The sequence below is a fragment of the Micromonospora sp. NPDC048947 genome, from assembly GCF_040649495.1.
Lineage (GTDB): Bacteria > Actinomycetota > Actinomycetes > Mycobacteriales > Micromonosporaceae > Micromonospora > Micromonospora alfalfae.
Genome location: NZ_JBEZFO010000001.1, coordinates 1 through 26117 on the forward strand (window position 1 = coordinate 1; position 26117 = coordinate 26117).

Below are 26117 nucleotides of genomic sequence, written 5' to 3' on the forward strand. Positions count from 1 at the left end.
CGCACCCCGCACCCCGCACCCCGCACCCCGCACCCCGCACCCCGCACCAAGATCGTGCTCGAACCAAGAAGTAGTGGCCTCATCGATGCGCCGATACCACTACTTCCTGGTTCGAGCACGATCTTGCGGCCCGCCCGAGGGAGCCATGGGCATCCTGAGGTAGAGAACGGAGACGCAACTGCCGGCCTTGACACTCACTTATCCACGCGACTGCTGCACATCTCGGCCTTTCGCCATGGCAAATGCGGGCGTTATGGTGAGCGGGTGACGACGTACCGGATCGGGGAGGCGGCCGACCTGCTCGGCGTCAGCGCCGACACCATTCGCCGCTGGGTGGACGCCGGGCGTCTGACGGCCGGGCGCGATGAGCACGGCCACCGGGTCGTCGACGGTGTCGACCTGGCGTCTTTCGCTCGCGCTCAAGCCACCGACCCGGATGCGGGCGCCGAGTTCTCCTCGGCCCGCAACCGGTTGCGCGGCATCGTCGTCGACGTCCGTAAGGACACGGTGATGGCCCAGGTCGACATCCAGGCGGGCCCGTTCCGGGTCGTGTCGCTGATGAGCCGGGAGGCCGTCGACGAGCTCGACCTGCGGGTCGGTTCGGTGGCAGTTGCGGTGATCAAGTCGACCACTGTCGTGGTGGAGCGGGCCGCACCCGCCCCGGCGCGCGGACGGTCGGCCAGATGAACGCGGGGGCAGTCGGCCAGATGAACGCGGGGGCAGTAGGCCAGATCAGCACGGGGACGGTCGGCCAGATGAGCGCGGGGACAGTTGGCCAGATGGACGCGGCGACGGTCGGGCGGATGAACTCGCGGAGCAGGCGTACGGCGGTGGCTGTCCTGGTGGCGGCGGGCCTGGCGGTGTCCGGCTGCGGCGCGGGCGACGGCCGGGCAACCGGCGGCGGTGGGGACGGGCGGGTGACCGGCCCGGTTACAGTGTTCGCGGCCGCCTCGCTGACCGAGTCGTTCACCCGCATCGGGAAGGACTTCGAGGCCGCCAACCCGGGCAGCCGCGTGACCCTCAACGTCGCCGGCAGTTCCGCCCTGGCCAACCAGATCACCCAGGGCGCGCCGGCGGACGTGTTCGCCTCGGCCGCCCCGGCGAACATGACCACTGTCGTCGAGGCTGGCGACGCCGATGGCACGCCGAGCGTCTTCGCCCGCAACCAACTGGTGATCGCGGTGCCCCGGGGCAACCCGAAGGCAGTGGCCGGCCTGGCTGACCTGACCGGCCCGGGTGTGAAGGTGGCGCTCTGCGCCAGTCAGGTTCCCTGCGGCGCGGCGGCCCGCACCGCACTGGACGCGGCCGGCGTCGCGCTGACGCCGGTCACACTGGAACAGGACGTCAAGGGTGCGCTGGCCAAGGTGAAGCTCGGCGAGGTCGACGCGGCACTGGTCTACCGCACTGACACCCGGGCGGCGAGCGCCGACGTGACAGGCGTGGAGTTTCCCGAGTCGGCGCTGGCAGTCAACGACTACCCGATCGTCGTGTTGAAGGACGCCCCGAATCCGAACGGCGCACGGGCTTTCGTCGCGTACGTCCGCTCGGCACAGGCGCAGGCGGTCCTCGCCGAGGCGGGGTTCCAGGCTCCGTGAGGCAGGTCCACGACCACAAGGCATCCCGCGTTCGCCCGGCCACGTCTCGACGGCGGGGTGGGGTGCCGGCGGCGCTGCTGATCCCTGCCGGGCTGGGGTTGCTGTTCCTCGTCCTGCCGTTGGCGGGGCTGCTGATCCGGGCACCGTGGACGACCCTGCTGGAGCGGCTCACCGAGCCGGGCGCGTTGACCGCTCTGCGGCTGTCGGTGCAGACCGCCACGCTGGCCACCGCACTCTGTCTGCTGCTCGGGGTGCCGCTCGCCTGGGTGCTGGCCCGGGTCGAGTTTCCCGGCCGTCGGCTGGTACGCGCGCTGGTCACCGTGCCGCTGGTGCTGCCGCCGGTGGTCGGTGGGGTGGCGTTGTTGCTGGTCTTCGGCCGGCGTGGCCTGCTCGGCGGCTGGCTCGACAGCACGTTCGGTATCACCCTGCCCTTCACCACCACGGGTGTGGTGCTGGCCGAGTCGTTCGTCGCCATGCCGTTCCTGGTGATCGCCGTGGAGGGTGCGCTACGCGCCGCCGATCACCGCTACGAGGAGGCCGCGGCGACGTTGGGCGCCAGCCGGTGGACCACCTTCACCCACGTCACGTTGCCGCTGGTGGCACCCGGGCTGGCCGCTGGGGCGGTGCTCTGCTGGGCGCGTGCGCTCGGCGAGTTCGGTGCCACCATCACCTTCGCCGGCAACTACCCCGGTCGGACGCAGACCATGCCGCTCGCCGTCTACCTGGCGTTGGAGACGGACCTGGAGTCCGCGATCGTGCTCAGCCTGGTGCTGCTCGTCGTGTCGGTGGGCATCCTGGTGGCGTTGCGGGAGCGCTGGATGACCACCGCATGAGCGACCGACTTCTCGACGCGCGGCTCGTCGTCGACCGGGGCGTCTTCCGGCTCGACGTGCCGCTGCGGGTCGCGCCGGGCGAGGTGGTGGCGCTGCTCGGCCCGAACGGCGCCGGCAAGACCACGGCGCTGCGGGCGCTGGCCGGGCTGCATCCCCTCACCGACGGGCACGTCACCCTCGACGAGGTCGACCTGGACCGCCCGGCGACCGGTGGCTGGGTGCCCACCGAACGCCGGTCGATCGGGGTGGTGTTCCAGGACTACCTGCTCTTTCCGCACCTCAGCGCATTGGACAATGTGGCCTTCGGGCCGCGCCGGCACGGCGTCGAGCGGCGGGCCGCCCGCGCCACGGCCCGGGAGTGGCTGGGCCGGGTGGGGCTTGACGCGCAGGCCCAGCGTCGGCCTCGGCAACTCTCCGGCGGTCAGGCGCAGCGGGTGGCGCTGGCCCGCGCGCTGGCCGTGGCACCGTCGCTGCTGCTGCTGGACGAGCCGCTCGCCGCGCTGGACGCCCGCACCCGGCTGGACACCCGCGCGGAGCTGCACCGGCACCTGTCGGCGCACGCGGGCGCGACGGTGCTGGTCACCCACGACCCGCTGGACGCGCTGGCGTTGGCCGACCGACTGGTCATCGTCGAGGGCGGCCGGGTGGTGCAGGAGGGTGACGGACCGAGCGTCACCGCCCGCCCGCGCACCGACTACGTCGCCCGGCTGGTCGGGCTGAACCTGTACCGGGGTCGCGCCGACGGGCACGGGGTCCGGGTGTCGCCGGAGCTGACCCTCACGGTCGCCGACCGGTTGGACGGCGAAGCGTTCGTGGCGTTCCGTCCGGCCGCTGTGGCTCTGCACCCAGCCCGGCCGGAGGGCAGCCCGCGCAACACCTGGGCGGGCACCGTGGCCGGTGTCCAGCGCCATGGTGACAACGTGCGGGTGCAACTGGACGGGCCGATCGGGGTGGCCGCCGACGTCACGCCGGCCGCCGCCGCCCAGCTGCGGCTTGTCCCCGGCCAGGAGGTCTGGGTGGCGGTCAAGGCGACCGAGACCCACGCGTACCCGGCCACCGGCTGACCCGAAGCCGGCCACAGCGTCACCGGGTGGACCCGGCCGGCGCGTCCGTCGCCGCCGCCCCTGCCACGCCGACCGCCGGCCCGCGCGGACGCCGACCGGGTTGTCCCGCCAACTCGGGACCGGTCAGCCGGCACGACACCGTCGCACACCCGGCGCGGCACCCGCCTCAGCGGGCGCCGCCGACGCGGCGCGAGTCAGCCAGCCAGCAGGTCGACATGCGCGGCGCGACACCCGCTGAGGCGGGCGCGACCAACGCCACCCGAACACGAACGCGAATCAGCCAGCCAGCAGGTCGACATGCGCGGCGCGACACCCGCCGAGGCGGGTGCGACCAACGCCACCCGAACACGAACGCGAATCAGCCAGCCAGCAGGTCGGCGTGTGCGGCGCGCAGCCGGGCCAGCGTTGGGTCGCTGCCCGGGACGACCCGGGTATCCAGCTCGGCCCACGCCTCGGCCAGCGCCGCGCGGACCGCGCCAAGCTCGGCGGCGTGCCGCTGGGTGCTGCGTCGGTGCTGCTCCTCGAGGCGGCGGGCCCAGCCGGCGGTGACGGTCGCGAGCCGGTTGGCGTCGGCACGGGCCTGGGCGCCGCTGCGGGCGGCTGCGGCGGGGACGATCGCGGCGACCGGGCGGGGATCGCCGTCGCGGGTGACGACGGTGACCGCGTCGGTCAGCTCGGCCAGCGCGACGAGCTGGCTGAACCGGGTGCGCGCCTCACGCAGCGGCACGGAACGCGGCGGGTCGGAATGAGGGGTGAGCGCGGGGACGGCCATGGATGCATGGTGCCGCGCAGGTATGACAACTATTCGCTGTCGCCAGTGGACGGTGCGTGGCGGGCGGGCCACTCGTCAGCCAGCACCGACCAGATTTCAATGTCGACCCGACCGTGGGGTCCCGGGATGACCTGGCGCAGCGTGCCGTCGAGGCGCAGGCCGAGCCGGTCGGCGAGGGCCTTACTGCGGGTGTTGTCGGCGTTGGTACGCCACTCCACCCGCTGGATGCCACGCTCGTGCACCGCCCAGTCGACGATCCGGCGCACCGCCGGGGCGACCATGCCCCTGCCCTGCGCCGCCGGCTCCACCCAGCAACCGACCTCGCAGACGCCCCGGGTCACGTCGAACGACACGAACATGACCCCACCGACGAGCGTGCCCCGCCACCACAGCCCCCAGATGCCGCCGCTGTCTGTGGCCCAGAGGTCGGCGTAGCGCTGCAACACGGCACGGGCCGACGGCAGGTCGGTGGCGACGAAGGACGGCGACACCCAGGGTTGGATGTGCTCGCGGGCCCGATCGAGGTGGGTGAGGAACTCCTCGGCCCGCCACGGCTCCAGCGGGCGCAGCTCTACGTCCTCGGTCAGCGGCAGGGCGAACACCGGGCCTCCACTCGATGCGCTTCTCACGTGGGTAGCCAGGCTCGCACAGGCACCTCGGTCAGGTCACGGCCGCCCTCCGCGCTCACGCCGGCAGGTGTGTCTGCAGAGCGGCGAACTGGGCCACGGTCAGGTAGGAGGGGTTGGCGGCCTGCGGCTGGCGGAACACCTCCAGGGCGGCGAGCCGGTCATCGGCGCGCAGCAGCAGCCGGGATACCCGGTCCCCTTCGGCGAGGATGGGCAGATCCAGCGGCACCGACCACGGCTGCCCCGGTGCGCCTGGCTCGGCCGCCCCGGTGACCAGCCCGACGCCCCACACCCCGTACGGCAGTAGGGCCCGGCTGCCGCTGGCCCAGAAGACCACCGGCTGCCCGGCGCGCATCAACCGCGCCCGGTAGCCGGGGCGTACGCACCAGCTCGTCACCAGTGGCTCACTGGCGAACCGGGCGGCGAGGTCGACCAGGTCCGCGTTGCCCTTGATCAGCCAGGCGCCCAGGTCGTCGAGGCGTACCCGTGGCTCGGTCATGTCCCGGATGTTGCCCGGTCGACGGCAGCGCCAATCAGATGATCATGTGGGTCCAGTAGCTGAGCCAGAGTACGAACAGCACGCCCTGCACCACGGCGAGCGTCGCGGTCAGCCACACGTCGACGCTGGCGTGGCGGGCCCAGCGGGCGAGCACCAGCGCCACCGGGAAGGCCGCGAGCAGGTAGCGCAGCAGGCTCTTGTACACCGGCGGGCCCATCGACAGTGGCACCAGCACCATGAGGACGCCGTACACCAGGTAGGCCAGCTCCCGGCGGCGGAACCCGGCGACCAGCACGGCCAGGACGGCCACGGCGAACCACACCCGAGCGGCGTCGCGCGGCTCCCCGGTCAACCCGTTGAGCAGCACAGGTACGGGGTTCTGCACCTCGATGCCCCAGCCGGTCTGTTGGGCGTGCTGGTAGGCGAACCAGTCCCCACCCCGCCACCGGCAGTAGGCCATGAAGGTGAACCATCCGGCGGGTAGCAGCAGCAACGGCCAGCCGATCCGGAGGTAGCCGAGCAGGGCGCGCGGTCCGGGCCGCCAGTCGTGCTGCCGGAGCAGCACCAGGGCCAGCGGCAGCGCCACGAGCAGACCGACGGAGCGGCTCATCGCCAGGAAGTAGCCGATCACGCCGACCAGCAGCCACTGGCGTCGCTCGGCGTAGTAGAAGGTGGCCAATGCGAGGCAGACGAAAAGCGACTCGGTCAGCGCGGCCTGGAACAGGAACGCGGTCGGCAGCAGCACCAGGTACCGCGTGAACCGGCGGGCCGCGTCCGCGTCGCCGAGCAGCAGCTCCGCCAGCCGGTAGCCGTACCAGAGGGCCAGCAGGAACGCGACGTTGCTGATCAGCAGTAGGGCCAGTGCGGTGTCGCCACCGAGCACCGCGCCTAGGGGCCGGGCCAGGAACGGGTACAGCAGCGGAAATCCGAAGTCCACCCACGGCCCGGTCAGGGGCAGGGTGCTCAGCCGCAGGTAGAGCAGCGAGTCCCAGGCGAACCAGAAGGAGATCCACCGGTGTCCGGAGATCTCCCGCTGTTGCGCCCACATCAATGCGTCATCGGCCGGCGGGGCACCGGGGACGCCGTCCCAGGCGTGCAGGACCAGGAGACCGAGCACTGTGAGCAGCAGTTTCGCGCCGAGGAACAGGCCGATGACGTACGGCCAGGGCGCCGGCACCCGGCGGGCCAGGCGCGCTCCGCCGCGGCCGGTCGCGACCGCCCGGGCGGTCAGCGTCGTCGCGCCGCTGCGCCACCGGTCCATCCGCCCCGCTTCCCCGCTCCCCCGGTCCGCCGGCCGCGCGGGGGAGTCGCTCTTCTCGTGGTACGCCGCCGCGTGCCCCGCCGAAGCAGGGACCAACTGTCATCAAGTGTGACATTCTGCGCAGAGCGGGTGGACGCCGCGCCTCAACCATGGCGGTGAGCAGGGAGCGCGTCAGCATGAGCGAGCAGAACGGCACGGTGATCATCGGTGCGGGGCCGGCCGGGCTCACCGCGGCGTACGAACTGCTCCGGCACGGCCGGTCGGTCCAGGTGTTCGAGGCCGACGAGGTGGTCGGCGGGATCAGTCGGACAGTGGAGCGCGACGGGTGGCGGTTCGACATCGGCGGGCACCGGTTCTTCACCAAGGTGCCCCGGGTGGAGGCGTTCTGGCACGAGATCCTGCCGGACGAGGACTTCCTGACCCGGCCCCGGATGAGCCGCATCTTCTACCGGGGCGCCCTGTTCAACTACCCGCTCAGCGCCATGAACGCGCTGCGCAACCTGGGTCTGCCGGAGGCCGCCCGCTGCCTCGGCTCGTACGCCCGGGCCCGGCTGCGCCCGCCACGGGACCAGTCACACTTCGAGGGCTGGGTGTCGGCCCGGTTCGGCTGGCGGCTGTACTCGATCTTCTTCAAGACGTACACCGAGAAGGTCTGGGGTATGCCGGCGGACCGGTTGCAGGCCGACTGGGCGGCGCAGCGGATCAAGAACCTGTCATTGGCCACGGCGATCCGCAACGCGCTGCTGCCCCGGCGTCGACGCACCGACGTGACCAGCCTGATCGAGGAGTTCCAGTACCCGAAGTACGGGCCCGGGATGATGTGGGAGCGCTGCGCCGAGCAGGTCCGCGAGCGGGGCGGGCAACTGTCCACAGGCAGTTGGGTCACCGCCGTGCACCGCGACCCGGCCCGCCGGCGGGCGATCAGCGTGACTGTCAACGGCGCGGGCGGGCAGCGTACCGAGGCTGCCGACCATGTCATCTCCTCCATGCCGATCTCGGAACTGGTGACCGCGCTCCACCCGCCGGCACCACCGGAGGTGCTGGCCTGCGCGGCAGACCTGCGCTACCGCGACTTCCTGACGGTCGCCCTGGTCGTGCCGGCGGAGTTCTCGTTCCCTGACAACTGGATCTACGTGCACGACCCGGGGGTACGGGTGGGCCGGATCCAGAACTTCGGCTCCTGGTCGCCGTACCTCGTCAAGGACGGCCGCACCTGCCTGGGCCTGGAGTACTTCGTGTTCGAGGACGACGAGATGTGGCGTACCCCGGATGCCGACCTCGTGGCCCTCGCGACCGCGGAGCTGGAGCGGTTGGGGTTGGTTCGACAGGGCGTGGTGGAGGCCGGCTACGTCGTGCGCATGCCCAAGGCCTACCCGGTGTACGACGAGCGCTACCAGCACAACGTGGACGTGATCCGGGCCTGGCTGACCGAGGCGGTGCCGAACGTGCACCCGGTGGGCCGCAACGGCATGCACCGCTACAACAACCAGGACCACTCGATGCTGACCGCGATGCTCACCGCCGAGAACATCGCCACCGGGACTACGCACGACGTCTGGTCGGTCAACGTGGAGCAGGACTACCACGAGGAATCCTCCGGCGGCGACAGCCGGCGGGGCACCGGCCGGGACGCACCGGTGCTGCCCAGCCGGATCATCGCGGCGCCGATCACCCTGCCGGAGGGGTCGGACGACCGAGCCCCTGTCGCGACTCCCCCGTCTCACGCGTGAAGCCGAGCACGCTCTCGCGGCACGGGCAGTTGCTCAGTGCCGCAGGTGCGTGCAGTGGGCCACTGTGGCGTCGTCCGGGCTGTGCGCATCCGCGCCACCGGTGGTCTGCGCCTCGGCCTGCCGGACGCGGGCGATGACGCCGGCCGGCCCGCTGGCCCGAAGCAGGTCCAGCACGCCCGGCCAGTCGGTCCGACCGTACGGGCTGACGATGCGGCTGGCGCCGTTGCTGAGCAGCGCGACACCGTTCAGGTCGGCGAGGGACCTGCTGCCGGTCACCGCTTCCCGCGCCGCGCGCGGGTCGTCCTTGGCGATCCAGTAGCCGCCCGGCTGGTTCCGGCGGGCACGCAGCGCGGTGGTGCAGGAGGCGCGCACCCGGTCGTACTCCGGCGTTTCCTGAGCAATGCCGGCCAGCGGCGCCGAGCATTCCCGCCGGGCAATCATCTCGCGCTCATCCGTGATCACCAGCGGGCCGCCGCCGACCTGGTCGACAAGGAGGAAGGAGTCCGCGAGCAGGAGCCAGTCCACGCGGTCCTGATGGGCGCGGACCATCGCGACGGTGGCCTGCGGGCTGCTGGGGTCCGCGATGTCGCAGGTGTCGCGGTGCTCGGCGGCGATGTCGCCGATGGCGGTGGCGAGGATCGCGGCGAGCTGTCGCCCGTCGCCGCGCGACAGCTGACCGAGCAGCGCGCCACCGAGGCGGTGCGTGTACCAGGCGACGCCGTGGGAGCAGAGTGATTCGGCTCCCGGAATGCCGGCACCGTCGAGCAGGACGACAGCGCCGGGAACCGCACCGACGAAGTCCTCGTTCGACCGATCGGCCCTTCCGGAACTCGTCGCCAGGCTGACGTCCACTCGTGGGCTCCTGTCTGTGGTGGAGACGGTCACACCTCGGAGGTCACGTTGGGCGTTGGCGGGTAATGCCGTCCAGGATGGTGGTCAGGTTGTGGTTGAAGGTCTCCTCGGCGTTGAGGTGGGCGCCGTCGATGACGAGCCGGGCCACCGTGGGGTACCTGCCGGTTTTCAACATGCGCGTGAGGTAGGGGCCGAGGCTGGCCTGGAAGGCAGCTTCATCGGTGCCGGTGGAACGTGCGGTGCGTCGTTCGGTGACCTCTCTGCGGACCGATCCGATGATGACGGCGTTGAGGGCGCCCACGGCTCGTTGGAGATCGTCGATGTCACGCACGCCGGGGGCCGCACTGAGCGCCGCGGCGGTCGCTTCGCCCACGGCGAGCGCGTGTGGTCCCAGGTGTGGCCGTCCGCCGAGCAGGTCGGAGAACCACTCATGGTCAAGGGCGGCATCGCGGGTCGCGTGGGCGACGGCCAGCACCGTGTCGCGCCACCCGGAGCGCTGGCCCACCTCGGCGATCCGGGCATAGACGACGTCGACCATGAGATCGAGTAGCTCCGACTTGTTGATCACGTAGTCGTAGAGCCGCATCGGACCGACACCGAGCTCTTTTGCGATCTTGCGCAATGACAGCCCGTCGAGGCCGTGCGCGTCGGCAAGCCTGATCGCCGTAGCGGCGATCTTCTCGCGGCTCAACTGCACCGGCACCGCCCGCGGCTGAGGTTCGGGCCGCTCCCAAACGGGCACCGGCTTCCTACCGTACGGTGTATCCACCAATACAGTGTACGGTAGTGCCGTGAGAACGCGAATTGCGATCGCCGGTGGCGGACTCGGCGGGTTGACGCTGGCTCGGATCCTGCACCGACACGGCATCGACGCGGTGGTGTACGACCGGGAAGCAAGCCGATCCGCGCGCCCCCAGGGCGGCGCCCTCGATCTACACCCGGAGTCCGGGCAACTGGCCCTGGCCGAGGCGGGTCTCGCCGGCCGGTTCCGGTCGGAGGCGCGGCCCGAGGGCGAGGAACATCGCATCCTCGACCCGACCGGACGCACCCTGGTGCACCACGTGCCGCACCCTGGCTCGTTCTCCGGACGTCCCGAGATCGACCGGGGCGCACTACGTGATCTCCTGCTCGACTCCCTCCCCGACGACACGGTCGCCTGGCGGCACCGGCTCGTCGCGGCGACCCACCGACCCGCCGAGGGCTGGGACCTGACGTTCCACGACGGTCAACGAGCCAGCTGCGACATCCTCATCGGCGCGGACGGCGCGCGCTCAGTCGTCCGGTCCCTGCTGACCGACGTCGAACTGTCCTACGTGGCCACTCTCGTGCAGCTGAGCGTCGTAGACGTCGACCGCCGGCATCCCGATCTCGCCGAGCTGGTCGGCCCCGGGAACCTGTGGTGTATCGGCGTGAACCAGATCCTGGCAGCGCAACGTCTCGGCGACGGCAGCCTCCAGGTCGGGATCTCGCTGCGCGCGGAGGACCGACCCCTGGATTCGTACCGCAGTAGGCAGGCCCTGCTGGACCTGTTCGCCGGCTGGAACCCCCGCCTCACCGCACTCATCGAGGCCGCCGAGGGCGCGCCGACGCCACGCCTGATCGAGGCGATGCCCATCGGTACGCGCTGGACCAGCCGGCCGGACGTCACCCTCATCGGCGACGCCGCGCACCTCATGCCACCGGTCGGCGAGGGCGCGAACCAGGCCATGCTCGACGCCGCGGAACTCGCCAGCCAGCTCGCCGCCGACCCCGCCGACCCGAATTCGGCGATTCGGGCGTACGAAGAATCGATGTTCGGCAGGATTCACCCGATCGCCGACATGTCCGCACGCGTCCAGGCGATGATGCTGTCGCCTACCGCGGCGGAAGACATCGTTCGCTTCTTCACCCGACCGGCGGTGCCGGCACGCACAGACTGACATCTGGCATTGTCGATGTTCCGGACGATAATCGTTGCATGACGACGGATGTGCACACCGAGTCCGGTCTTCGGAAGGCCACCTTGACTGATCAGGACCTGGCGGAAACGTCTTGGGATTACTGCCGAATTCACGCGCTCGCCGTCACCGACGACGAGGGTCCACCCGCAGACCCGACAGTGGACTATCGGGAGGACGACGACGTCGATCCCACCGCGCCGTCGGCGTTGGAGTTGCATCTCGACCTCGACTACATTGTGCGCCGAATCGACCCGGGCCCGATGCGGGACGTGCGCTTCTGGGTCGCGCCAGCCACGTTGATCTTCCGTAACGTTTGGGACATCGTCGGCAGCCTGCACTCCATCTGTCTGCCGTTCGAGTTGAAAGACCTGCGCCAGGAGGCTCCCTCACGGTCAGGGGAGCCCTGCTGGCACCTGGCCGGGCGCGACCTGGACCTGAGGTTCCAGGCGTCGGGGTACACGCTCTACCTGCGCCAACCTCCACGCTACGGCGCTCGGGTGCTCCGGATGGCCGAACGGGGCGGCATCAGCTTCGACCCGAGACCGTTTGCCTGAACGCGCACGGGCCTGACCCGTGCGCCCGGTCAGGGCCTGCGGTCCACCGCCGTGGGCCGCGCCCATGAGCCTGCGGGGCCCACCGACACGCGGACGCCGCCAGGCGGGAAACCGCTTACCAGAGGGGTATTGACGGTCTTCACTGGCTGTCAGTACCGTGGTGCGGGCAGCGAGAAAGCGCTTTCCGACCCTCACCGTCCGACAGGGAGCGCCCCCATGCCCCGACACCTCCGTGCGTTCTGCCTGATCCTGCTCGCCATCGCCACAGTGGTGAGCACCACCACCGCCCTGCCCGCCGAAGCCGCCCCGCGCTTCCGGGTGCTGGTCTTCTCCAAGATCACCAACTTCTACCACGACTCGATCCCGGCCGGCATCGCCGCGATCCAGCAGCTCGGCACCGCCCACAACTTCGAGGTCGTCGCCACCACCGACGCGACGGCGTTCACCGACGCCAACCTCGCCACGTTCGACGCCCTGGTCTTCAACAACACCAACAGCCTCCCGACCTCGGGCGACCTGCTCAACACCAGCCAGCGGGCCGCGTTGCAGACGTTCATCCGCAACGGCGGCGGCTGGGCCGGTCTGCACGCCGCCTCGGCCAGCGAACGCGACTGGCAATGGTACGAGGGCCTGGTCGGCACGATCTTCGACTACCACCCCGACTTCTCGTCCACCGGCGGCACCTTCCCCGGCCGGGTCAAGGTGCTCGACCGGGCGCACCCCTCGACGCGTAACCTGCCGGAGCTCTGGGAGCAGAGCGAGGAGTGGTACAACTGGCGGACCAACCCGACCGGCAACGTGCACACCCTCGCCCAGATCAAGGTCCGCGACGGGATCAACGGCCTGGACGAGGGCGTCGACCACGCGTACTCCTGGTGTCAGCGTTACGACGGCGGGCGGTCCTGGTTCACCGCCGGCGGGCACGCCAGTTCCCAGTTCAGCAGCCCGACCTTCCTGGAGCATCTGCGCTACGGCATCGAGTGGGCGGCCGGCGCGGTCGCCGGTGACTGCTCGGCCACCAGGACCAGCAACTTCGAACGGGTGGGGCTGGTCACCGAGAACCTGGCCGACCCCTTCGAACTGGCCGTCGGCCCGGACCGGAAGGTCTACTACATCCAACGCACCGGCGCACTGAAGGTGGTCAACTCCGACACCCTGCAGGTCACCACGCTGCTCGACTTCGCGTACACCTCGGCGATGACCGACCAGTCCGACGGGCTGCTCGGGATGACCCTGGACCGCAACTTCGCCAGCAACGGCTGGATCTACCTGCTCTGGTCGGACAAGACCCTCAAACAGCTCAACCTGTCCCGGTTCACCGTCGCCAACAACAGCGTCGCGCTCTCCTCGGAGAAACGCCTGCTGGCCATCCCCACCTACCGGGGCGAGGGCCGGGCCAACTCGCACATGGGCGGGTCGCTCGCCATGGACGCCACCGGACGGCTCTACGCCGCGATCGGTGACAACACCGACCCGTTCGCCTCCAGCGGCTACACCCCTGTCGACGAACGCGCCGGCCGCGCCGCCTGGGACGCCCAGGGCACCGCCGGCAACACCAACGACCTGCGCGGCAAGATCCTGCGGATCACCCCACAATCCGACGGTACGTACACAGTGCCCAGCGGCAACCTCTTCCCGGCCGGCACCGCGAGGACCCGGCCGGAGATCTACGCGATGGGCATGCGCAACCCGTTCCGGATCACCATCGAACCGCAGACCAACGCGGTGCTGGTGGCCGACTACGGTCCGGACGCCCGCGCCGCCGACCCCAACCGTGGTCCGGAGGGGACTGTCGAGTTCAACCGGATCACCGGCGCCGGCAACTTCGGATGGCCGTACTGCGTGGGCAACAACATCCCGTTCAACGACTACAACTTCGCCACCAACACCTCGGGGGCGAAGTTCAACTGCGCCGCACCGGTGAACAACTCACCAAACAACACCGGCCTGACCAACCTGCCGGCGGCGAAGTCCGCGCTGGTCTGGTACGGGTACTCCGCCTCCACCCAGTTCCCCGAGCTGGGCACCGGCGGTGGCGGGCCGATGAGCGGCCCGGTCTACGACTACGACCCGGCCAACACCCGCACGACGAAGTTCCCCGAGTACTTCGAGGGCAAGTGGATCACCTATGAGCTGACCCGCAGGTGGTTCAAGACGCTGTCGATCCACAAGACGGCGCAGACCTTCAGCAACGCGCGCTTCGGCCCGACCGCGGTGGGTGACCTCCAGTCGATCAACGCGATCTTCGACAACATGAGCTGGATCCAGCCCTTCGAGGCGGAGTTCGGCCCTGACGGTTCGCTCTACGTCATCGACTTCGGCGAAGGCACCGGCAGCGGTCGCGGCGGCAGCAACGCCGGCGCGGGCATCTACCGGATCGACTACGTCGCCAACGGGCGGCCACCGACCGCGAAGGTCGCCGCCACCCCGGACAGCGGACGTACGCCGCTCGCTGTGACGTTCTCCTCGGCCGGGTCGTCCGCCGGTGACGGGTCGACGCTCAGCTACGCCTGGGACTTCACAAACGACGGCAGCACCGACTCGACCGCCGCCAACCCGAGCCACACCTACTCGACGGCCGGGAAGCACACCGCCCGGCTGACCGTGCGCAACAGCGGCAACGGGTTGACCGCCACCGCTATCACCGACGTGGTGGTCGGTAACACCCGACCGACGGTGACCATCACCGTTCCCGACGGCGGGTTCTTCGACTTCGGTGACAAGATCCCGTACACGGTGACGGTCACCGACCCGGAGGAGACCAGCATCGACTGCGCCAAGGTGACAGTGCAGACGCAGCTGGGCCACGACTCGCACGCCCACCCGCTGGACGTCTACACCGGCTGCTCCGGTCTGCTCGCCACCGAGGCGGACGCCGGTGACGGCCACGGGCCGGGGCAGAACCTCTACACGCTGGTCACCGCGCAGTACACCGACGGCGGCGCGGCCGGCGCACCGGCACTGACCGGCTCGACCCGCGTCCAGTTGCAGCCCAAGAGCAAGGAGGCCGAGCACTTCAGCGCCCAGTCCGGCGTCACTGTCAACGACCGGGCCACCGCCCGCGCCGGCAAGCGGCTCGGCGAGGTCGACCACAACGACTGGGTGGCGTTCGGGCCGGCGGACCTGCGCAACGTCGGCTCGGTGACGCTCGGGGTGACCAACGGCGGGCTCGGCGGCACCATCGAACTGCGCACCGGCTCGCCCACCGGCACGCTGATCGGCACTGCCACCATCGGCTCCACCGGCGGATGGGACAACCTGGTTTCCCCCACCGTCACGTTGACCAACAAGCCCACCGGCACGACCACCCTGTACGCGAAGTTCGTCAACGCCGCCCAGGTCGGTGGCACACCGGACCTGATGGCCCTGGACTGGCTGCGGTTCAACGGTGCCGGGGTCAAACAGGAGCCGGGCGGGACGTTGTCCCTGGGCGCCAGCCCGACCGGCGGCGCCGCGCCGCTGACCACCACGCTCACCGCCACGGCGACGGCGCCGTCCGGGCAGAGCATCACCGACTACGCGTGGGACTTCGGCGACAACAGCGCCATCACACACGGGGCGACGCTGCGGTCGACCACCCATGCCTATCCCCGCAAGGGGACCTTCACCGCCCGGGTGACTGTCACCTACACCAGCGGGGAGACCCGCTCGCTCAACCTGACCATCACTGTCACCTGACCCCCGGTCGCCGGCGGGCGGGAGCGTCCCGCCCGCCGGTGCCACCAAGCGGAGGGTCGGGCGCGAATCAAGGTCCGGTCACGCCCTCGATGGGTGCGTCTTGCGGACGCAGTGCGGTCAGGAGACTGTCGAGTTGACCCCAGGCCCGCGCGCTGGCGATGGGGTCGATGTAATCCCTGGACTCGATGATGAGCCCGTCGCGGATACGCATCACGAAGACGCAGGGCACCGTGAACGCCTCGCCAGTCTCGGCAACCCGCCCCTGATAGGCGAACTCGGCGACAATCACCTCCGGGTCCACAGTCTCATGAACTGTCACGTCGACCGGCTTACGGACCAGCGACCGGGCGACCGGAGGCGGCGAGGTGAAGTGCTCGTGCAGCTCGTTGCGGCTCCGCAGCGGCGGCGGGTTGAGCGGGTGGAACGGATGCGTGACATGGGTCTGTTCGGCGTACAGGTCGGCCAGGTCGTCGTACGGACCGTCGCAGACACCGTTCACCAGTCGGAGGAAAGTTTCACGTGGGCTGCTCATGCCGGGCTTCCTTCGCGATCGGTAGATGTCACCTGAGCCACGCCGAGACCTACCTCCGGAGGTGGCTGGTTCCCCAACGACGGCACCCTACTGACCTCAGCCTCGATCTGACTGTCCCGAAGCGCTTTCCTCGCCCGTATCCATTGCATCGTCACCGACGGAGGGCGCGTGTCGGACCTGTGTGTGAGGCTACGAGGCATGGCGACTTTCGTTCTGATCCACGGCGGTGGGGGCAGCGCCTGGGACTGGCATCTCCTTGTCCCCGAGCTGACCAGCCGGGGCCACGACGTGGTGGTACCGGAACTGCCGATCGAGGACAGCTCCGCGGGGTTCGCCGAGTTCTGCCGGACCGTCGTCGACGCGATCGGCGATCGGAGCGACCTCGTGGTCGTCGGGCACTCGTACGGTGCGTTCACCGCGCCGCTCATTGCCGACAAGCTGCCGGTGCGGCTGCTCGTCCTGCTCACACCGATGATCCCCATGCCCGGTGAGCGGCCCGGTGACTGGTGGGCCAACACCGGTTACCGCAGCGCCGAAGGGCTCAGTGAGGAGCAGCAGTTCTACAACGGTGTCCCGGCCGAGATCATCGCGGAGGCAGCGGCACACAACCGGGCCCAGGTCAGCGCGGAGGGCGACGAGCCGTGGCCCCTGGACGCCTGGCCGGACGTGCCGACGACGGTGCTCCTCGCACGCGAGGACCGGTTCTTCCCGGCGGACTTCCAGCGCCGGGTTGCCGCCGACCGACTCGGCGTCGTCCCGGACGAGATCGACGGCGGCCACACGGTTCCGCTCAGCCACCCGAAGCAACTCGCCGACCGTCTCACCGCGTACCCGCTGCCCTGAGGCGTGACCTCAGCGGGCTGGTGGGCCCTCGCAGACGCGCGCCTTCGGGCGTGGGTCCACGACCGTTGGTTGCTCGTTCAGCCGGTCGACTCGGTTGGCCAGACCGTCCTGCAGCACCGGGGCACGCGAGCTGCGACTGTTGCCGGGGACGGCGCGGCGACAACAGCGCCGTCACGCACCGGACGACGTTAGGGTCGTCGGCCCGCTGATCGAAGCCTGCAACGTAGATCTTGGACAGTTTCCGTTCTCACGTAACGGAAACTGTCCAAGATCTACCGTGCGACGCGGGTGGAGCGCGCCGAGCACCGGCGCGGCGTTTCCCACGTGACGGGGGAAGATCATGGATCTGCAGTTTGCTGGCAAGCGCGCTCCGGTCACCGGCGCGAGCAGCGGTCCCGGCGCGGAGATCGCGGCGAACTGTGGGACGGCGCGCTCGGCACCGCCCCACAGTTCGGTTGAACGGTTACTGCCAGGAACTCTGTTGGGTGTAGACGAGGTTGCCGGGGACCACAGTGCCGTTGGTGCGGTATTCGGTGTACGCCCAGAAGTCGCCCTCGGCCAGCGGCTTGTTCGGCTTCAGCGTGAAGTTGAAGCCCTGACCGCGCTCCGAGGTGGAGGGCAAGGTGAGGGTGGCACCCGAATACGTGGCGTTGCGACCGATGATGGCGTGGCCCAGCTCGAAGTCGACGACGGGACCACCGGGGTACTGTGCGAACACGTACGCGGTGTAGCGCCCCGGCTCGGGCAGGAACTTGTACGCCTGCTCGGCGCTGGTCCAGTACCTGTCACTGCTGTAGACGAGGGTGTCGCCCTTGTACAGGTACAGATCGAGGTTCGTGTTCGGATCAGCGGTGTTGGCCTCGACGACGATGCCGGCGGTGTTCGCCGGCACCGTGAAGTCGACCTTCTTCACTCCGGTGGCGCTCGGGTCGAACACGCCCCCGTAGACGCCGGCCGGCATCGAGTACGACGTGCGCCGCATCGGGGTGTAACCGGTGCTGCGACCGGTGAGCGGGCCGGTGAAGCCCGGCTGGACCATGCCGAAGGCGCCGTTGCTCATCCGGGCGAACTCCTCCCCGTCGTCCGCGTACGGCCGGGCCGAGATGCCCCACGGACGGGCGGCGACCGGGATCCGGGCGCTGTGCGCCTTACCCTGCCAGGTGATCGACCCGGTCACGTACCGGTCCCAGGGCGCGCTGCCCCGACGCAGCGTGATGGTGACCGTCGCGGACTTTCCGGGCGCCAGGGTCACCGATGCCGGCGACACGGTGACCTTCATGCCGGGCAGGCCGGACACCGACGAACGGTAGGTCTCGCGCGCCTTGCCCACATTGGTCAGGGTGCGGGTGATGGTCACCGGCCGGGTCCCGTCGTACTCGCGCAACGAGATGGCCGGCAGGTTGAGTGCCTTGCCGTCGGGTTCGGTCGTCTCGCCGAACTCGATCAGCTCGGCGGCCGTGGGCTCGATGACCAGTCCCGGGTCGGTGGCCCGGGGCAGATTGATGAAGCCGCTGCCCTGCTCCAGGGGGCTGCTGGTGCCGATGGTGTCGGTGGCTGTGGTGCGCAGCGCGGAGGCGACCGCGCCGGGCGACCAGTCCGGGTGCGCGGCGCGCAGGACCGCCGCGGCCCCGGCCACGTACGGCGAGGCCATCGAGGTGCCGGAGTACGCGTCGTACTGTCGCCCGAAGTTGCCCACCGGTGAGACAGCGGCGATGATGTTCGACCCGGGCGCGACAAGGTCCGGCTTGAAGACGCCGAGGGTCACCTTGTCCGGGCCGGTGGAGGAGAAGTCCGCCACGCTCGGTATTCCCGGGACGCTGGAGCCGTCACCACCGGTGCGCAGCGAGACGGTGGCGTCGGTGGGGTGGCGCATCAGGTAGTTGAACAGCGTGCCGGCCTGCTTCTCGGTCGGCAGGTAGACCACCGGGAAGTTGAAGATGGAGTTGATCCGGTAGTTGCCGACCGGGTCGAACACCATCATCGCCGCCCCGCCCTTGGCCTTGATCTCGGCGGCGGAGCCGAACATGTCGGACAGCGCGCAGGCGACCACCTTGCCCTTGATCTTGGCGGGGTCGAGGCTGCCAGGCTCGCAGTAGACAGCGCCCAGATCCGGCGAGCCGGCCCGTTCACCGAAGACCAGCGGCAGTGCGCCACCGCCGGGCAGAGCGTCCAACGAGCCGCCGACCAGCTTCGTGCCGTCGCCCAGCTTGGCGGTGGCCTCGTCGAGCTTGGTCACCGCCGCGCCGACAGTGGTCACCCAGGGCGCCGCGTTGCTGATGGCTCCACTCACGATGCCGGTGTTGCCGGCCGACGCCGCCACGAACACCCCGGACAGGGTGGCGTTGAGGAAGGCGATGCCGATGGGGGTGTTGGCCTCCCAGTCGCCGAGCTGCGAGCCGATCGAGAAGTTGAGCACCTGCACGCCGTCGGCGACGGCCGCGTCGATGCCGGCGATGATGTCGGCGTCGTAGCCCATGCCACCCCAGAGCACCTTGTAGACGGCGATCTGGGCGTCCGGTGCCACCCCGGAGACAGGACCGAAGCGGCGACCGTCGATCGTGACGTCCGGGATCGGCAGACCGGCCGCCGTGGAGGCGGTGTGGGTGCCGTGCCCGGATGCGTCGCGGGGGGACAGGAACTCACCCTCGGGCACCGAGCCGCCGCCGGCGAGCCACGAGTCGGCGAAGTACCGGGCACCGACGATCTTGCCGTTGCAGTGCTCGGCCACGAAGGCCACACCGGTCTGGCAGGTGCCGTGCCAGTTCGCGGGAGCGGGCATCTTCTTGGCGAACGACGCGCTCTCCGGCCAGATGCCGGTGTCCAGGACGCCGATCACCATGCCCGCGCCGGTGCCGGGGCCGGGCTTGGCCGGCCGGCCGGAGCGGTCCGTGGGCGTCGACCGCTCCGCGTCACTGGCGGTGGCGGGCGTCGGGTTGGCGGCGGTCGCCTCGGTAGCGGTGGGCGGCGCCGAGGGGGTGCCGAGGGCCCGCGAGGCGGTGACGGCGCGAACGCGCTTGTCCGCCCGCAACGTGCTCACCTGCTGGGCGGTCAGCTTCGCCGAGAACCCGTTGAAGGCGGTGGTGTAGACGGCGTTGACAGTGATCCCGGCCGCGGCGGCGACCGCGCCCCGCTGCGTGTCGAGGTGCCGGCGGTACGCCTGCGACGGCGTCGACGTCACGTCCAGCCGGTTACCCGCCGCCGGGCGGGTCCGGGTCAGACCGGACACCCCACCGGTGTACGTGGTCAACGGGTCTTCGGCCAGTTCGACGACGTACATGCCGGAGCCGGTCTCGTCGACGGCTGCCTTCGGCGTGCCCGCACTGTTGCCGCCGGGTCGACGGTCGGCCCCGTCGGTCAGGGTGACCTTCCGGTCTGACCCGGCGGTGAAGTAGCCGGCGCCACTGCCGTTACCCGGCGACCCCGAGGGTGCCGCCAACGCCGTTCCCGCCACACCGGTGGTACCGGTGATCAGGGCGACGACCAGCGTAGGTATCGCCAGTCTTCGCAGTCTGTTTCCGCTCGTGCCTGTAGCCACGAGGCTCCTTTCGGTTGCTCCCTTGTGGAGCGGTGTTTCATTGATCGCGACTCCGCCAGTGGGAGCGCTCCCCCACCCAAGTCCACGACGGTTAACCGAGGATTTGCGCGGTGTTACGGAAGGCCGGTACTGGCAAGATCACCGTACGCGCGGTAGGTAGCGTGCCGTCAATACCTTGATCGAAAACGGCGAACCTCGACGTCGTGGCGTCCGGAGGACGATGACCACATGGCCGAGGGACTCCAGTGCTGCCGCGGCCCCACCAGACTTGGCACCGGGCGGCCGGTGGCCGGATCCTCGGCAACCAGGAAGTCGTCGGGCACGACGGAGGGGTGGCCGTCCAGCAGGTCTTCCACCCAGGCAGCGATCCCGGGGTGTGGCTGGCCGCCGGTCACCGCCTGGAGCTGAACCGAGGCGTGCAGGCGGGCTGGTTCTACGGCGTCGCTGGCCCGGCCGGGCCGAACCACGTAACTGTCGCTCTCCGGTGTCATGCCGTGTCTCCCGCTGGGCTCCGATGTGAGTTCTCTCCACAATGGTTGCACGGCCGAACCATCTGGTTGTACCGTCGAACCATGCAGGCTGGTGAGCTCGACGCGGCGCAGGAGGCACTGATGCGGTTCGTCCGCAACTTCGGCCTCCATCAGCCCGACCGGACTCCCTGCGGGCAGCCGTTGCCGGTGTCCGAGGCGCACGCCATGGTGGAAATCGCTCGGGAGGGGCAGCTCCGGCAGGTGGAGTTGGCTCGCCGGCTGCGTCTGGAGAAGAGCAGCGTCAGCCGCCTGGTCACCAACCTGGTCAACCGGGGCTGGGTGCACCGGGAGACAGCCGAGGGTGACGGGCGCGGCGTCCTGCTCCTGCTGACTGCCGCAGGCACCACGGCCGCCACCCGACAGGCCGACGCCCGTCGGGCCCGGCTCACCGCCCTGCTCGATCGCGTTCCCGACGACCAGCGTGCGGCAGTGGTGCGTGCGCTCCAGACCCTCGCGGAGGCCACCGGTGAACCGTTCTGACCACCCTCGTCCCCATCGAACTCTGCTCCTGGCGGCCCTCGCTGTCGCCGCGCTCAGCAGCGGCTGCGCCGACGACTCCACACCGACGACACCGACAGCGACCACCTCGGATCGACAGGCCGACGTCGCCAAGTTAGGCGCTTCGGTAATGCCGTTCGACCTGGAGCGCACCACACACCGCTTCACCAGGACCGACACCGGCGGCGTGCAGACGGTGGTCGCGGACGACTCCCGGGACACCGCCCAGATCACCCTTGTCCAACAGCATCTGAGCGCCGAGGTCGAGCGGTTCCGGCGCGGTGACTTCACCGACCCGGCCCTCATCCACGGCACCGAGATGCCCGGTCTGGCAGCGCTTCGGGCACACGGCGGGCGGATCACCATCAGGTACGAAGCCGTTCCCGACGGCGCACGCGCCACCTACGCCACTGACGACGCGGGGCTCCGCGATGCCCTGCACCACTGGTTCGATGCCCAGGTCAGCGACCACGGCCCGCACGCCACCCGCTAGCCGCCAGCAACCAACTGGCCCGCGCCTCCTCGTCGGCGCCACAGCACAGTGCACGCCGCGGCCAGGGCCAGCCCGAGCAGCGGGGCGACACCCACCCCGGCGAGCGTGCAGGCGACCGCGAGCAGCGCCGGCGGCATCCAGCACCAGGCGGGCACGGTACGCGGGACACGACCGCGCCGACGGGCCGCCGCTTCCACCGCCATCGGCACCACCAGCACCGGCAACGCGGCGGCCAGCAGAGTCAGCCAGGGCAGCACCAGACGGTCGAACCGCGCCACCGCCAGCATCCCGCCGAGCACCGCGACGAGCAGCATCGCCGCCCGCGCCGGCAGGCGGGGAGCCAGGCCACGCAACGCCAGGGAACCGGAGTACGTGGTGGTCAACGCCGCCGCGAAGACCGCCACCGCGACGAACAGATTCGCGTACGCGGCCAGCCCCGTGCCGGTGGCGAGCAGCGCGACCACGTCGGCCGAGCCGGTCCGCAGCCACAGGCCGGCCCCGGCGAGCACCCCGAGCAACGCCGGCCCGATCAGCAGCCCCACGCACCAGGCCAGGTCCCGCCTTCGGGAAAGGCCCACGCTGAAGTCCGGTGCGCGCAACGCGAACACGGCCGCGTACCCGATCAGCGCGGCGGCGTCGGCGAGCCCGCCGCCGGCGAGGCGGACCGGCGCGCCGGGTGGTGGAAGCACCGTCAGGCACCAGCCGACCAGCACCACCGCGCTGAGCGTGGTGACCACAGCGACCCGGTTGCCGAGCCGGGCCGGCGCCCAGGAGACGGCGAGGACGGCCACCTCCAGCAGCACCGGCCCGGTCCAGCCCGGCAGGTGGGTCAGCGCGGCCAGCGAGGCCCCGCCAAGCCCGACGTTGAACCCGTTCCAACCGACCATCGACACGGCCAGCACCGCCGCCAGCAGCAACCGCGAGGTGTCCCCCAGGTACGCGGGCAGCACCGCTGTCAACGTCCCGCCGTCGCCGAGCGGTCGGCGCAGCCCGATCCGACCCTGCCCCCAGAGCAGGGCCCCCATCAGCGCCCCGCCGACCAGCAGCCCGGCCACCGGCACCGCGCCGCCGTGTCGGGCGGCCATCGCCGCGCCGAGCACCAGTGTGGCGGGTGCGGTGCCGATGCCCAGCCAGGCGCCGACCGCCGCCGGCCACCGCCGTTCCGGGCTGTCAGGCAACGTGGCGCAGGTAGCCGGCGATCGCCGCGTCGAGCACCTCCGCGCCCGGACGCGCCCACACCTCGGCGGAGAAGACCTCCACCTCGATCGGGCCGACGTAGCCGGCCGCGTCCACCGCCTCGCGCAGCCGACGCAGCTCGATGCAGCCGTCACCGGGCAACGCCCGGCCGAGCAGCACCCCCTCCGGCAGCGGGGTCACCCAGTCGCAGACCTGGAACGCGGCGATCCGGGCGGCGGCCCGCGCGATCTGCGCGTACACCGTGTCGTCCCACCAGATGTGGTACGCGTCGACGACCACGCCGACCACCGCCGGGTCGAAGCGCTCGGCGATGTCCAGCGCCTGGCCCAGGGTGGCGATCACACACCGGTCGGCGGCGAACATCGGGTGCAGCGGCTCGATGGCCAGCCGTACCCCGGCGGCCTCGGCGTGCGGGGCAAGCTCGCCGATCGCGTCGGCGACGTGACGCCGCGCGCCGTCGATGTCCCGGCTGCCGGCCGGCAGCCCACCGGAGACCAGGACCAACTCCGGGGCGCCGAGGGCAGCCGCCTCCTCGATGGCCAGCAGGTTCTCCGCGCGCCAATCGTTCGTGGAGAAGAACCCGCCCCGGCACAGCGACGTGACGGCGAGGCCGGCGTCGCGGACCAGCTTCGCCGAGCGGGCCAACCCGTACTCGGCCACCGGTTCCCGCCACAGGCCGACGCCCGGTACACCGGCCGCAACGCACCCGGCCACCACATCGGGCAACGGCCAGCGCTGGGCGGTCGCCTGGTTGAACGAGAACCGCGCGAGGCTCACTGCTCCACCCCCGCCACCGTGAAGAAGGCTCGGGCGCGGGCGGCGGCCAGGTCGGCGTCGGGCAGCAGCCCTGCCGCGTCGGCCAGGGTGAGCAGCGTGGCCAGGTGTGCCGGTGACCGGCCGGACTGCGCGCCACCGACCATCGTGAAATGGTCCTGGTGCCCGGCCAGCCAGGCCAGGAACACGATCCCCGTCTTGTAGTGCCAGGTCGGCGCCGCGAACAGGTGCCGGGCCAGCGGCACGGTGGGCCCGAAGATCTCGTCGTACGCCGTCAGGTCCCCCCGGTCCAGGGCGGCCAGCGCCGCGGCGGCGGCCGGCGCGATGGCGGCGAACACCCCGAGCAGCGCGTCGGAGTGACCCACCTCGTCACCCCGGATCAGCTCCGGGTAGTGGAAGTCGTCACCGGTGTAGAGGCGTACCCCGGCCGGCAGGCGACGGCGCAGAGCGATCTCCCGGTCGGCGTCCAACAGCGACACCTTGATGCCATCCACAGTGGACTGGTGCGCCTTGATCAGCTCGATCACCGTGTCGGCGGCCAGGTCCAGGTCGACAGCACCCCAGTAGCCGGTCAGCGCCGGGTCGAACATCGGACCCAGCCAGTGCAGCACCACCGGTTCGTCGGCGACGCCCAGCAGCTCGTCGTACACCCGCAGGTAGTCCTCCGGGCCGCGCGCGGCGGCGGCCAGGTGCCGGCTGCACATCAACACCGGCCGGGCTCCGGCGGCGCGGACGTCGTCGAGCTGCTCGGCGTACGCGGCGGTGACCGCCGCCAGGGTGGCCGGGCCGACCGGCAGTTGGTCGGTGCCGACCCCGGCGACGATCCGCCCGTCGACCGCGCGGGCCTCGGCGGCGCTGCGCCGGATCAGCTCCCGGGTGGCCGGATAGTCCAGCCCCATCCCCCGCTGGGCGGTGTCCATGGCCTCGGCGACCCCCAGCCCGTACGACCAGAGATGCCGACGGAAGGCGAGGGTGGTGTCCCAGTCCACCGCAGCCGGGGCACCCGGCACGTTCTCCGCGCCCGGATCGGCGACCACGTGCGCGGCGGCGTACGCGATCCGGCTGGTCGCCGGCGCGGCCGGGTGGGCGAAGCCGCCACCCCCGGCGAACCGGTGCCGCCGTCCACCGGGCAGCACCACCTCGGCGCTCATGAGCGCAGCTCCGGCACCTCGATGCGACCGCCCTCGCGGGCGGAGCGCAGCCCCAGCTCGGCGAGCTGCACGCCGCGCGCGCCGGCCAGGAAGTCCCACCGGAACGGCTCGCCGGCCACCACGTGCCGCAGGTACGCCTCCCACTGCACCTTGAAGCCGTTGTCGAACTCCTCGTTGTCGGGCACCTCGGCCCACTGGGCGCGGAAGTCCTCGGTGGCCGGCAGGTCCGGGTTCCACACCGGCTTCGGGGTGAGGGCCCGGTGCTGCACCCGGCAGTTGCGCAGGCCGGCGATCGCGCTGCCCTCCGTGCCGTCGACCTGGAACTCCACCAGCTCGTCGCGGTACACCCGCACCGCCCAGGAGGAGTTGATCTGCGCGATCACGCCGCCGTCGAGTTCGAAGGTGGCGTACGCGGCGTCGTCGGCGGTGGCGGCATACGGGCGACCCGCCTCGTCGACCCGTTCGGGCACGTGGGTGGCGGTCACGCAGGACACGGCGGTGACCCGGCCGAACAGCTCCTCCAGCACGTAGTGCCAGTGCGGGAACATGTCGACCACGATGCCGCCGCCGTCCTCGGTCCGGTAGTTCCACGACGGGCGCTGAGCGGGCTGCCAGTCGCCCTCGAAGACCCAGTAGCCGAACTCACCGCGCACCGAGAGGATCCGGCCGAAGAAGCCGCCGTCGATGAGGCGCTTGAGTTTGCGCAGACCGGGCAGGAAGAGCTTGTCCTGCACGACACCGGTGCGGACGCCGGCCGCGTCCGCTGCCCGGGCCAGGTCGAGGGCCGCCGCGGTGTCCTCGGCGAGGGGCTTCTCCGTGTAGATGTGCTTGCCGGCCTCGATAGCCTGCCGGATCGCCTTCTCCCGTTGCTGGGTGACCTGCGCGTCGAAGTAGATCTCGACGTCGTCGCGGGCCAGCGCCGAGGTCAGGTCGGTGGTCCAGTCGGTCAGCCCGTGCCGCTCGGCGAGCTCCCGGAGCTTCGTCTCGTTGCGCCCGACCAGGACTGGTTCCGGCCAGATGGTGGTGCCGTCGGCCAACGCCACACCACCGGATTCGCGGATGGCCAGCAGCGACCGGACGAGGTGCTGCCGGTAGCCCATCCGTCCGGTCACGCCGTTGACGATGATGCCGATCGACCTGCGGGTCATGGTGTTCCTTCC

Annotated in this window: 23 protein-coding genes and 1 pseudogene; 11 read left to right on the forward strand and 13 right to left on the reverse strand. The window is 70.9% G+C overall.

All coding sequences use genetic code 11. From position 1 onward, the window contains the following. Positions 1-264 precede the first annotated feature (264 nt). The 4 genes from AB0B98_RS00005 to AB0B98_RS00020 all read left to right on the forward strand — a co-directional run bounded on the left by AB0B98_RS00005 (position 265) and on the right by AB0B98_RS00020 (position 3492). Positions 265-687, forward strand: a complete 423-nt coding sequence (locus AB0B98_RS00005; protein WP_210782284.1) for a MerR family DNA-binding transcriptional regulator — start codon at positions 265-267, stop codon at positions 685-687. 116 nt (positions 688-803) lie between these two features. Next, positions 804-1595 (forward strand): molybdate ABC transporter substrate-binding protein, encoded by a 792-nt coding sequence (gene modA, locus AB0B98_RS00010; protein WP_357360541.1) that lies wholly within the window; start codon positions 804-806, stop codon positions 1593-1595. Continuing rightward, on the forward strand, positions 1592-2428 hold the full coding sequence (locus tag AB0B98_RS00015) for an ABC transporter permease (protein WP_357359395.1): 837 nt from the start codon (positions 1592-1594) through the stop codon (positions 2426-2428). The genes modA and AB0B98_RS00015 overlap by 4 nt, the downstream gene beginning before the upstream one ends. Beyond that, positions 2425-3492, forward strand: a complete 1068-nt coding sequence (locus AB0B98_RS00020) for an ABC transporter ATP-binding protein (RefSeq protein WP_357359397.1) — start codon at positions 2425-2427, stop codon at positions 3490-3492. Before AB0B98_RS00015 ends, AB0B98_RS00020 begins: the two co-directional genes overlap by 4 nt. Positions 3493-3850: 358 nt before the next feature. Here AB0B98_RS00020 and AB0B98_RS00025 read toward each other — a convergent pair whose 3' ends face one another. The 4 genes from AB0B98_RS00025 to AB0B98_RS00040 form a co-directional block, all read right to left on the reverse strand. Then, a complete protein-coding gene (locus AB0B98_RS00025) occupies positions 3851-4264 on the reverse strand; it encodes a type II toxin-antitoxin system Phd/YefM family antitoxin (RefSeq protein ID WP_357359399.1) in 414 nt (137 codons plus the stop codon). 29 nt (positions 4265-4293) lie between these two features. After that, positions 4294-4866, reverse strand: coding sequence for a GNAT family protein (locus AB0B98_RS00030; protein ID WP_357359401.1), 573 nt, complete (start codon positions 4864-4866; stop codon positions 4294-4296). Positions 4867-4948: 82 nt separating this feature from the next. Then, entirely contained in the window at positions 4949-5389 is a 441-nt protein-coding gene (locus AB0B98_RS00035; protein WP_357359403.1) for a hypothetical protein, read from the reverse strand. A 34-nt stretch (positions 5390-5423) separates the two neighbouring features. Continuing rightward, a complete protein-coding gene (locus tag AB0B98_RS00040; protein ID WP_357359405.1) occupies positions 5424-6650 on the reverse strand; it encodes a hypothetical protein in 1227 nt (408 codons plus the stop codon). Positions 6651-6826: 176 nt separating this feature from the next. Here AB0B98_RS00040 and AB0B98_RS00045 point away from each other — a divergent pair, with 176 nt between their 5' ends. Next, positions 6827-8380: an NAD(P)/FAD-dependent oxidoreductase gene (locus AB0B98_RS00045; RefSeq protein WP_357359407.1), complete on the forward strand. Its 1554-nt coding sequence runs from the start codon at positions 6827-6829 to the stop codon at positions 8378-8380. Between the two features lie 33 nt (positions 8381-8413). Here the strand turns inward: AB0B98_RS00045 and AB0B98_RS00050 are convergent, their stop codons facing one another. Continuing rightward, complete coding sequence (locus AB0B98_RS00050; RefSeq protein WP_357359409.1) at positions 8414-9232, reverse strand: hypothetical protein; 819 nt, start codon at positions 9230-9232, stop codon at positions 8414-8416. Positions 9233-9275: 43 nt separating this feature from the next. Beyond that, positions 9276-10001, reverse strand: coding sequence for a TetR/AcrR family transcriptional regulator (locus AB0B98_RS00055; protein WP_357359411.1), 726 nt, complete (start codon positions 9999-10001; stop codon positions 9276-9278). A gap of 22 nt (positions 10002-10023) precedes the next feature. Here AB0B98_RS00055 and AB0B98_RS00060 point away from each other — a divergent pair, with 22 nt between their 5' ends. The 3 genes from AB0B98_RS00060 (at position 10024) to AB0B98_RS00070 (ending at position 15404) form a co-directional block, all read left to right on the forward strand. Then, positions 10024-11151 (forward strand): FAD-dependent monooxygenase, encoded by a 1128-nt coding sequence (locus tag AB0B98_RS00060; RefSeq protein WP_357359413.1) that lies wholly within the window; start codon positions 10024-10026, stop codon positions 11149-11151. Positions 11152-11189: 38 nt separating this feature from the next. Then, the gene (locus AB0B98_RS00065) at positions 11190-11726 is read left to right on the forward strand and encodes a hypothetical protein (protein ID WP_357359415.1); all 537 of its coding nucleotides are present in this window, start codon (positions 11190-11192) and stop codon (positions 11724-11726) included. A 216-nt stretch (positions 11727-11942) separates the two neighbouring features. Continuing rightward, on the forward strand, positions 11943-15404 hold the full coding sequence (locus AB0B98_RS00070; protein WP_357359417.1) for a ThuA domain-containing protein: 3462 nt from the start codon (positions 11943-11945) through the stop codon (positions 15402-15404). Positions 15405-15471: 67 nt separating this feature from the next. Here the strand turns inward: AB0B98_RS00070 and AB0B98_RS00075 are convergent, their stop codons facing one another. Continuing rightward, the gene (locus AB0B98_RS00075; protein ID WP_357359420.1) at positions 15472-15936 is read right to left on the reverse strand and encodes a nuclear transport factor 2 family protein; all 465 of its coding nucleotides are present in this window, start codon (positions 15934-15936) and stop codon (positions 15472-15474) included. Positions 15937-16134: 198 nt separating this feature from the next. Between AB0B98_RS00075 and AB0B98_RS00080 the strand changes: the two genes are divergently transcribed. Then, on the forward strand, positions 16135-16779 hold the full coding sequence (locus tag AB0B98_RS00080; RefSeq protein WP_357359422.1) for an alpha/beta hydrolase: 645 nt from the start codon (positions 16135-16137) through the stop codon (positions 16777-16779). Positions 16780-17242: 463 nt separating this feature from the next. On the opposite strand, the gene AB0B98_RS00085 is transcribed toward AB0B98_RS00080, so the two are convergent. Continuing rightward, positions 17243-20314 carry a S8 family serine peptidase gene (locus AB0B98_RS00085; protein ID WP_357359424.1) on the reverse strand — a complete coding sequence of 1024 codons (3072 nt, stop codon included), beginning with the start codon at positions 20312-20314 and terminating at the stop codon, positions 17243-17245. Positions 20315-20553: 239 nt separating this feature from the next. Next, positions 20554-20805, reverse strand: a pseudogene (locus AB0B98_RS00090) (GNAT family N-acetyltransferase); the annotation flags it as partial. 81 nt (positions 20806-20886) lie between these two features. Here AB0B98_RS00090 and AB0B98_RS00095 point away from each other — a divergent pair. Together AB0B98_RS00095 and AB0B98_RS00100 are read left to right on the forward strand one after the other, a co-directional pair. Next, complete coding sequence (locus AB0B98_RS00095; RefSeq protein WP_357359426.1) at positions 20887-21324, forward strand: helix-turn-helix domain-containing protein; 438 nt, start codon at positions 20887-20889, stop codon at positions 21322-21324. Continuing rightward, the gene (locus AB0B98_RS00100; RefSeq protein ID WP_357359428.1) at positions 21311-21835 is read left to right on the forward strand and encodes a hypothetical protein; all 525 of its coding nucleotides are present in this window, start codon (positions 21311-21313) and stop codon (positions 21833-21835) included. The genes AB0B98_RS00095 and AB0B98_RS00100 overlap by 14 nt, the downstream gene beginning before the upstream one ends. Here AB0B98_RS00100 and AB0B98_RS00105 read toward each other — a convergent pair. From AB0B98_RS00105 to AB0B98_RS00120, 4 genes are read right to left on the reverse strand one after another with little or no spacing between them, the layout of a single operon-like run. Next, on the reverse strand, positions 21832-23013 hold the full coding sequence (locus AB0B98_RS00105; RefSeq protein WP_357359430.1) for a hypothetical protein: 1182 nt from the start codon (positions 23011-23013) through the stop codon (positions 21832-21834). The genes AB0B98_RS00100 and AB0B98_RS00105 overlap by 4 nt on opposite strands. Beyond that, entirely contained in the window at positions 23006-23809 is an 804-nt protein-coding gene (locus AB0B98_RS00110) for a sugar phosphate isomerase/epimerase family protein (protein WP_357359432.1), read from the reverse strand. The genes AB0B98_RS00105 and AB0B98_RS00110 overlap by 8 nt, the downstream gene beginning before the upstream one ends. Continuing rightward, entirely contained in the window at positions 23806-24957 is a 1152-nt protein-coding gene (locus AB0B98_RS00115) for a dihydrodipicolinate synthase family protein (protein ID WP_357359434.1), read from the reverse strand. The genes AB0B98_RS00110 and AB0B98_RS00115 overlap by 4 nt, the downstream gene beginning before the upstream one ends. Then, the gene (locus tag AB0B98_RS00120) at positions 24954-26105 is read right to left on the reverse strand and encodes a Gfo/Idh/MocA family oxidoreductase (protein WP_357359436.1); all 1152 of its coding nucleotides are present in this window, start codon (positions 26103-26105) and stop codon (positions 24954-24956) included. Before AB0B98_RS00120 ends, AB0B98_RS00115 begins: the two co-directional genes overlap by 4 nt. Positions 26106-26117: the final 12 nt, after the last annotated feature.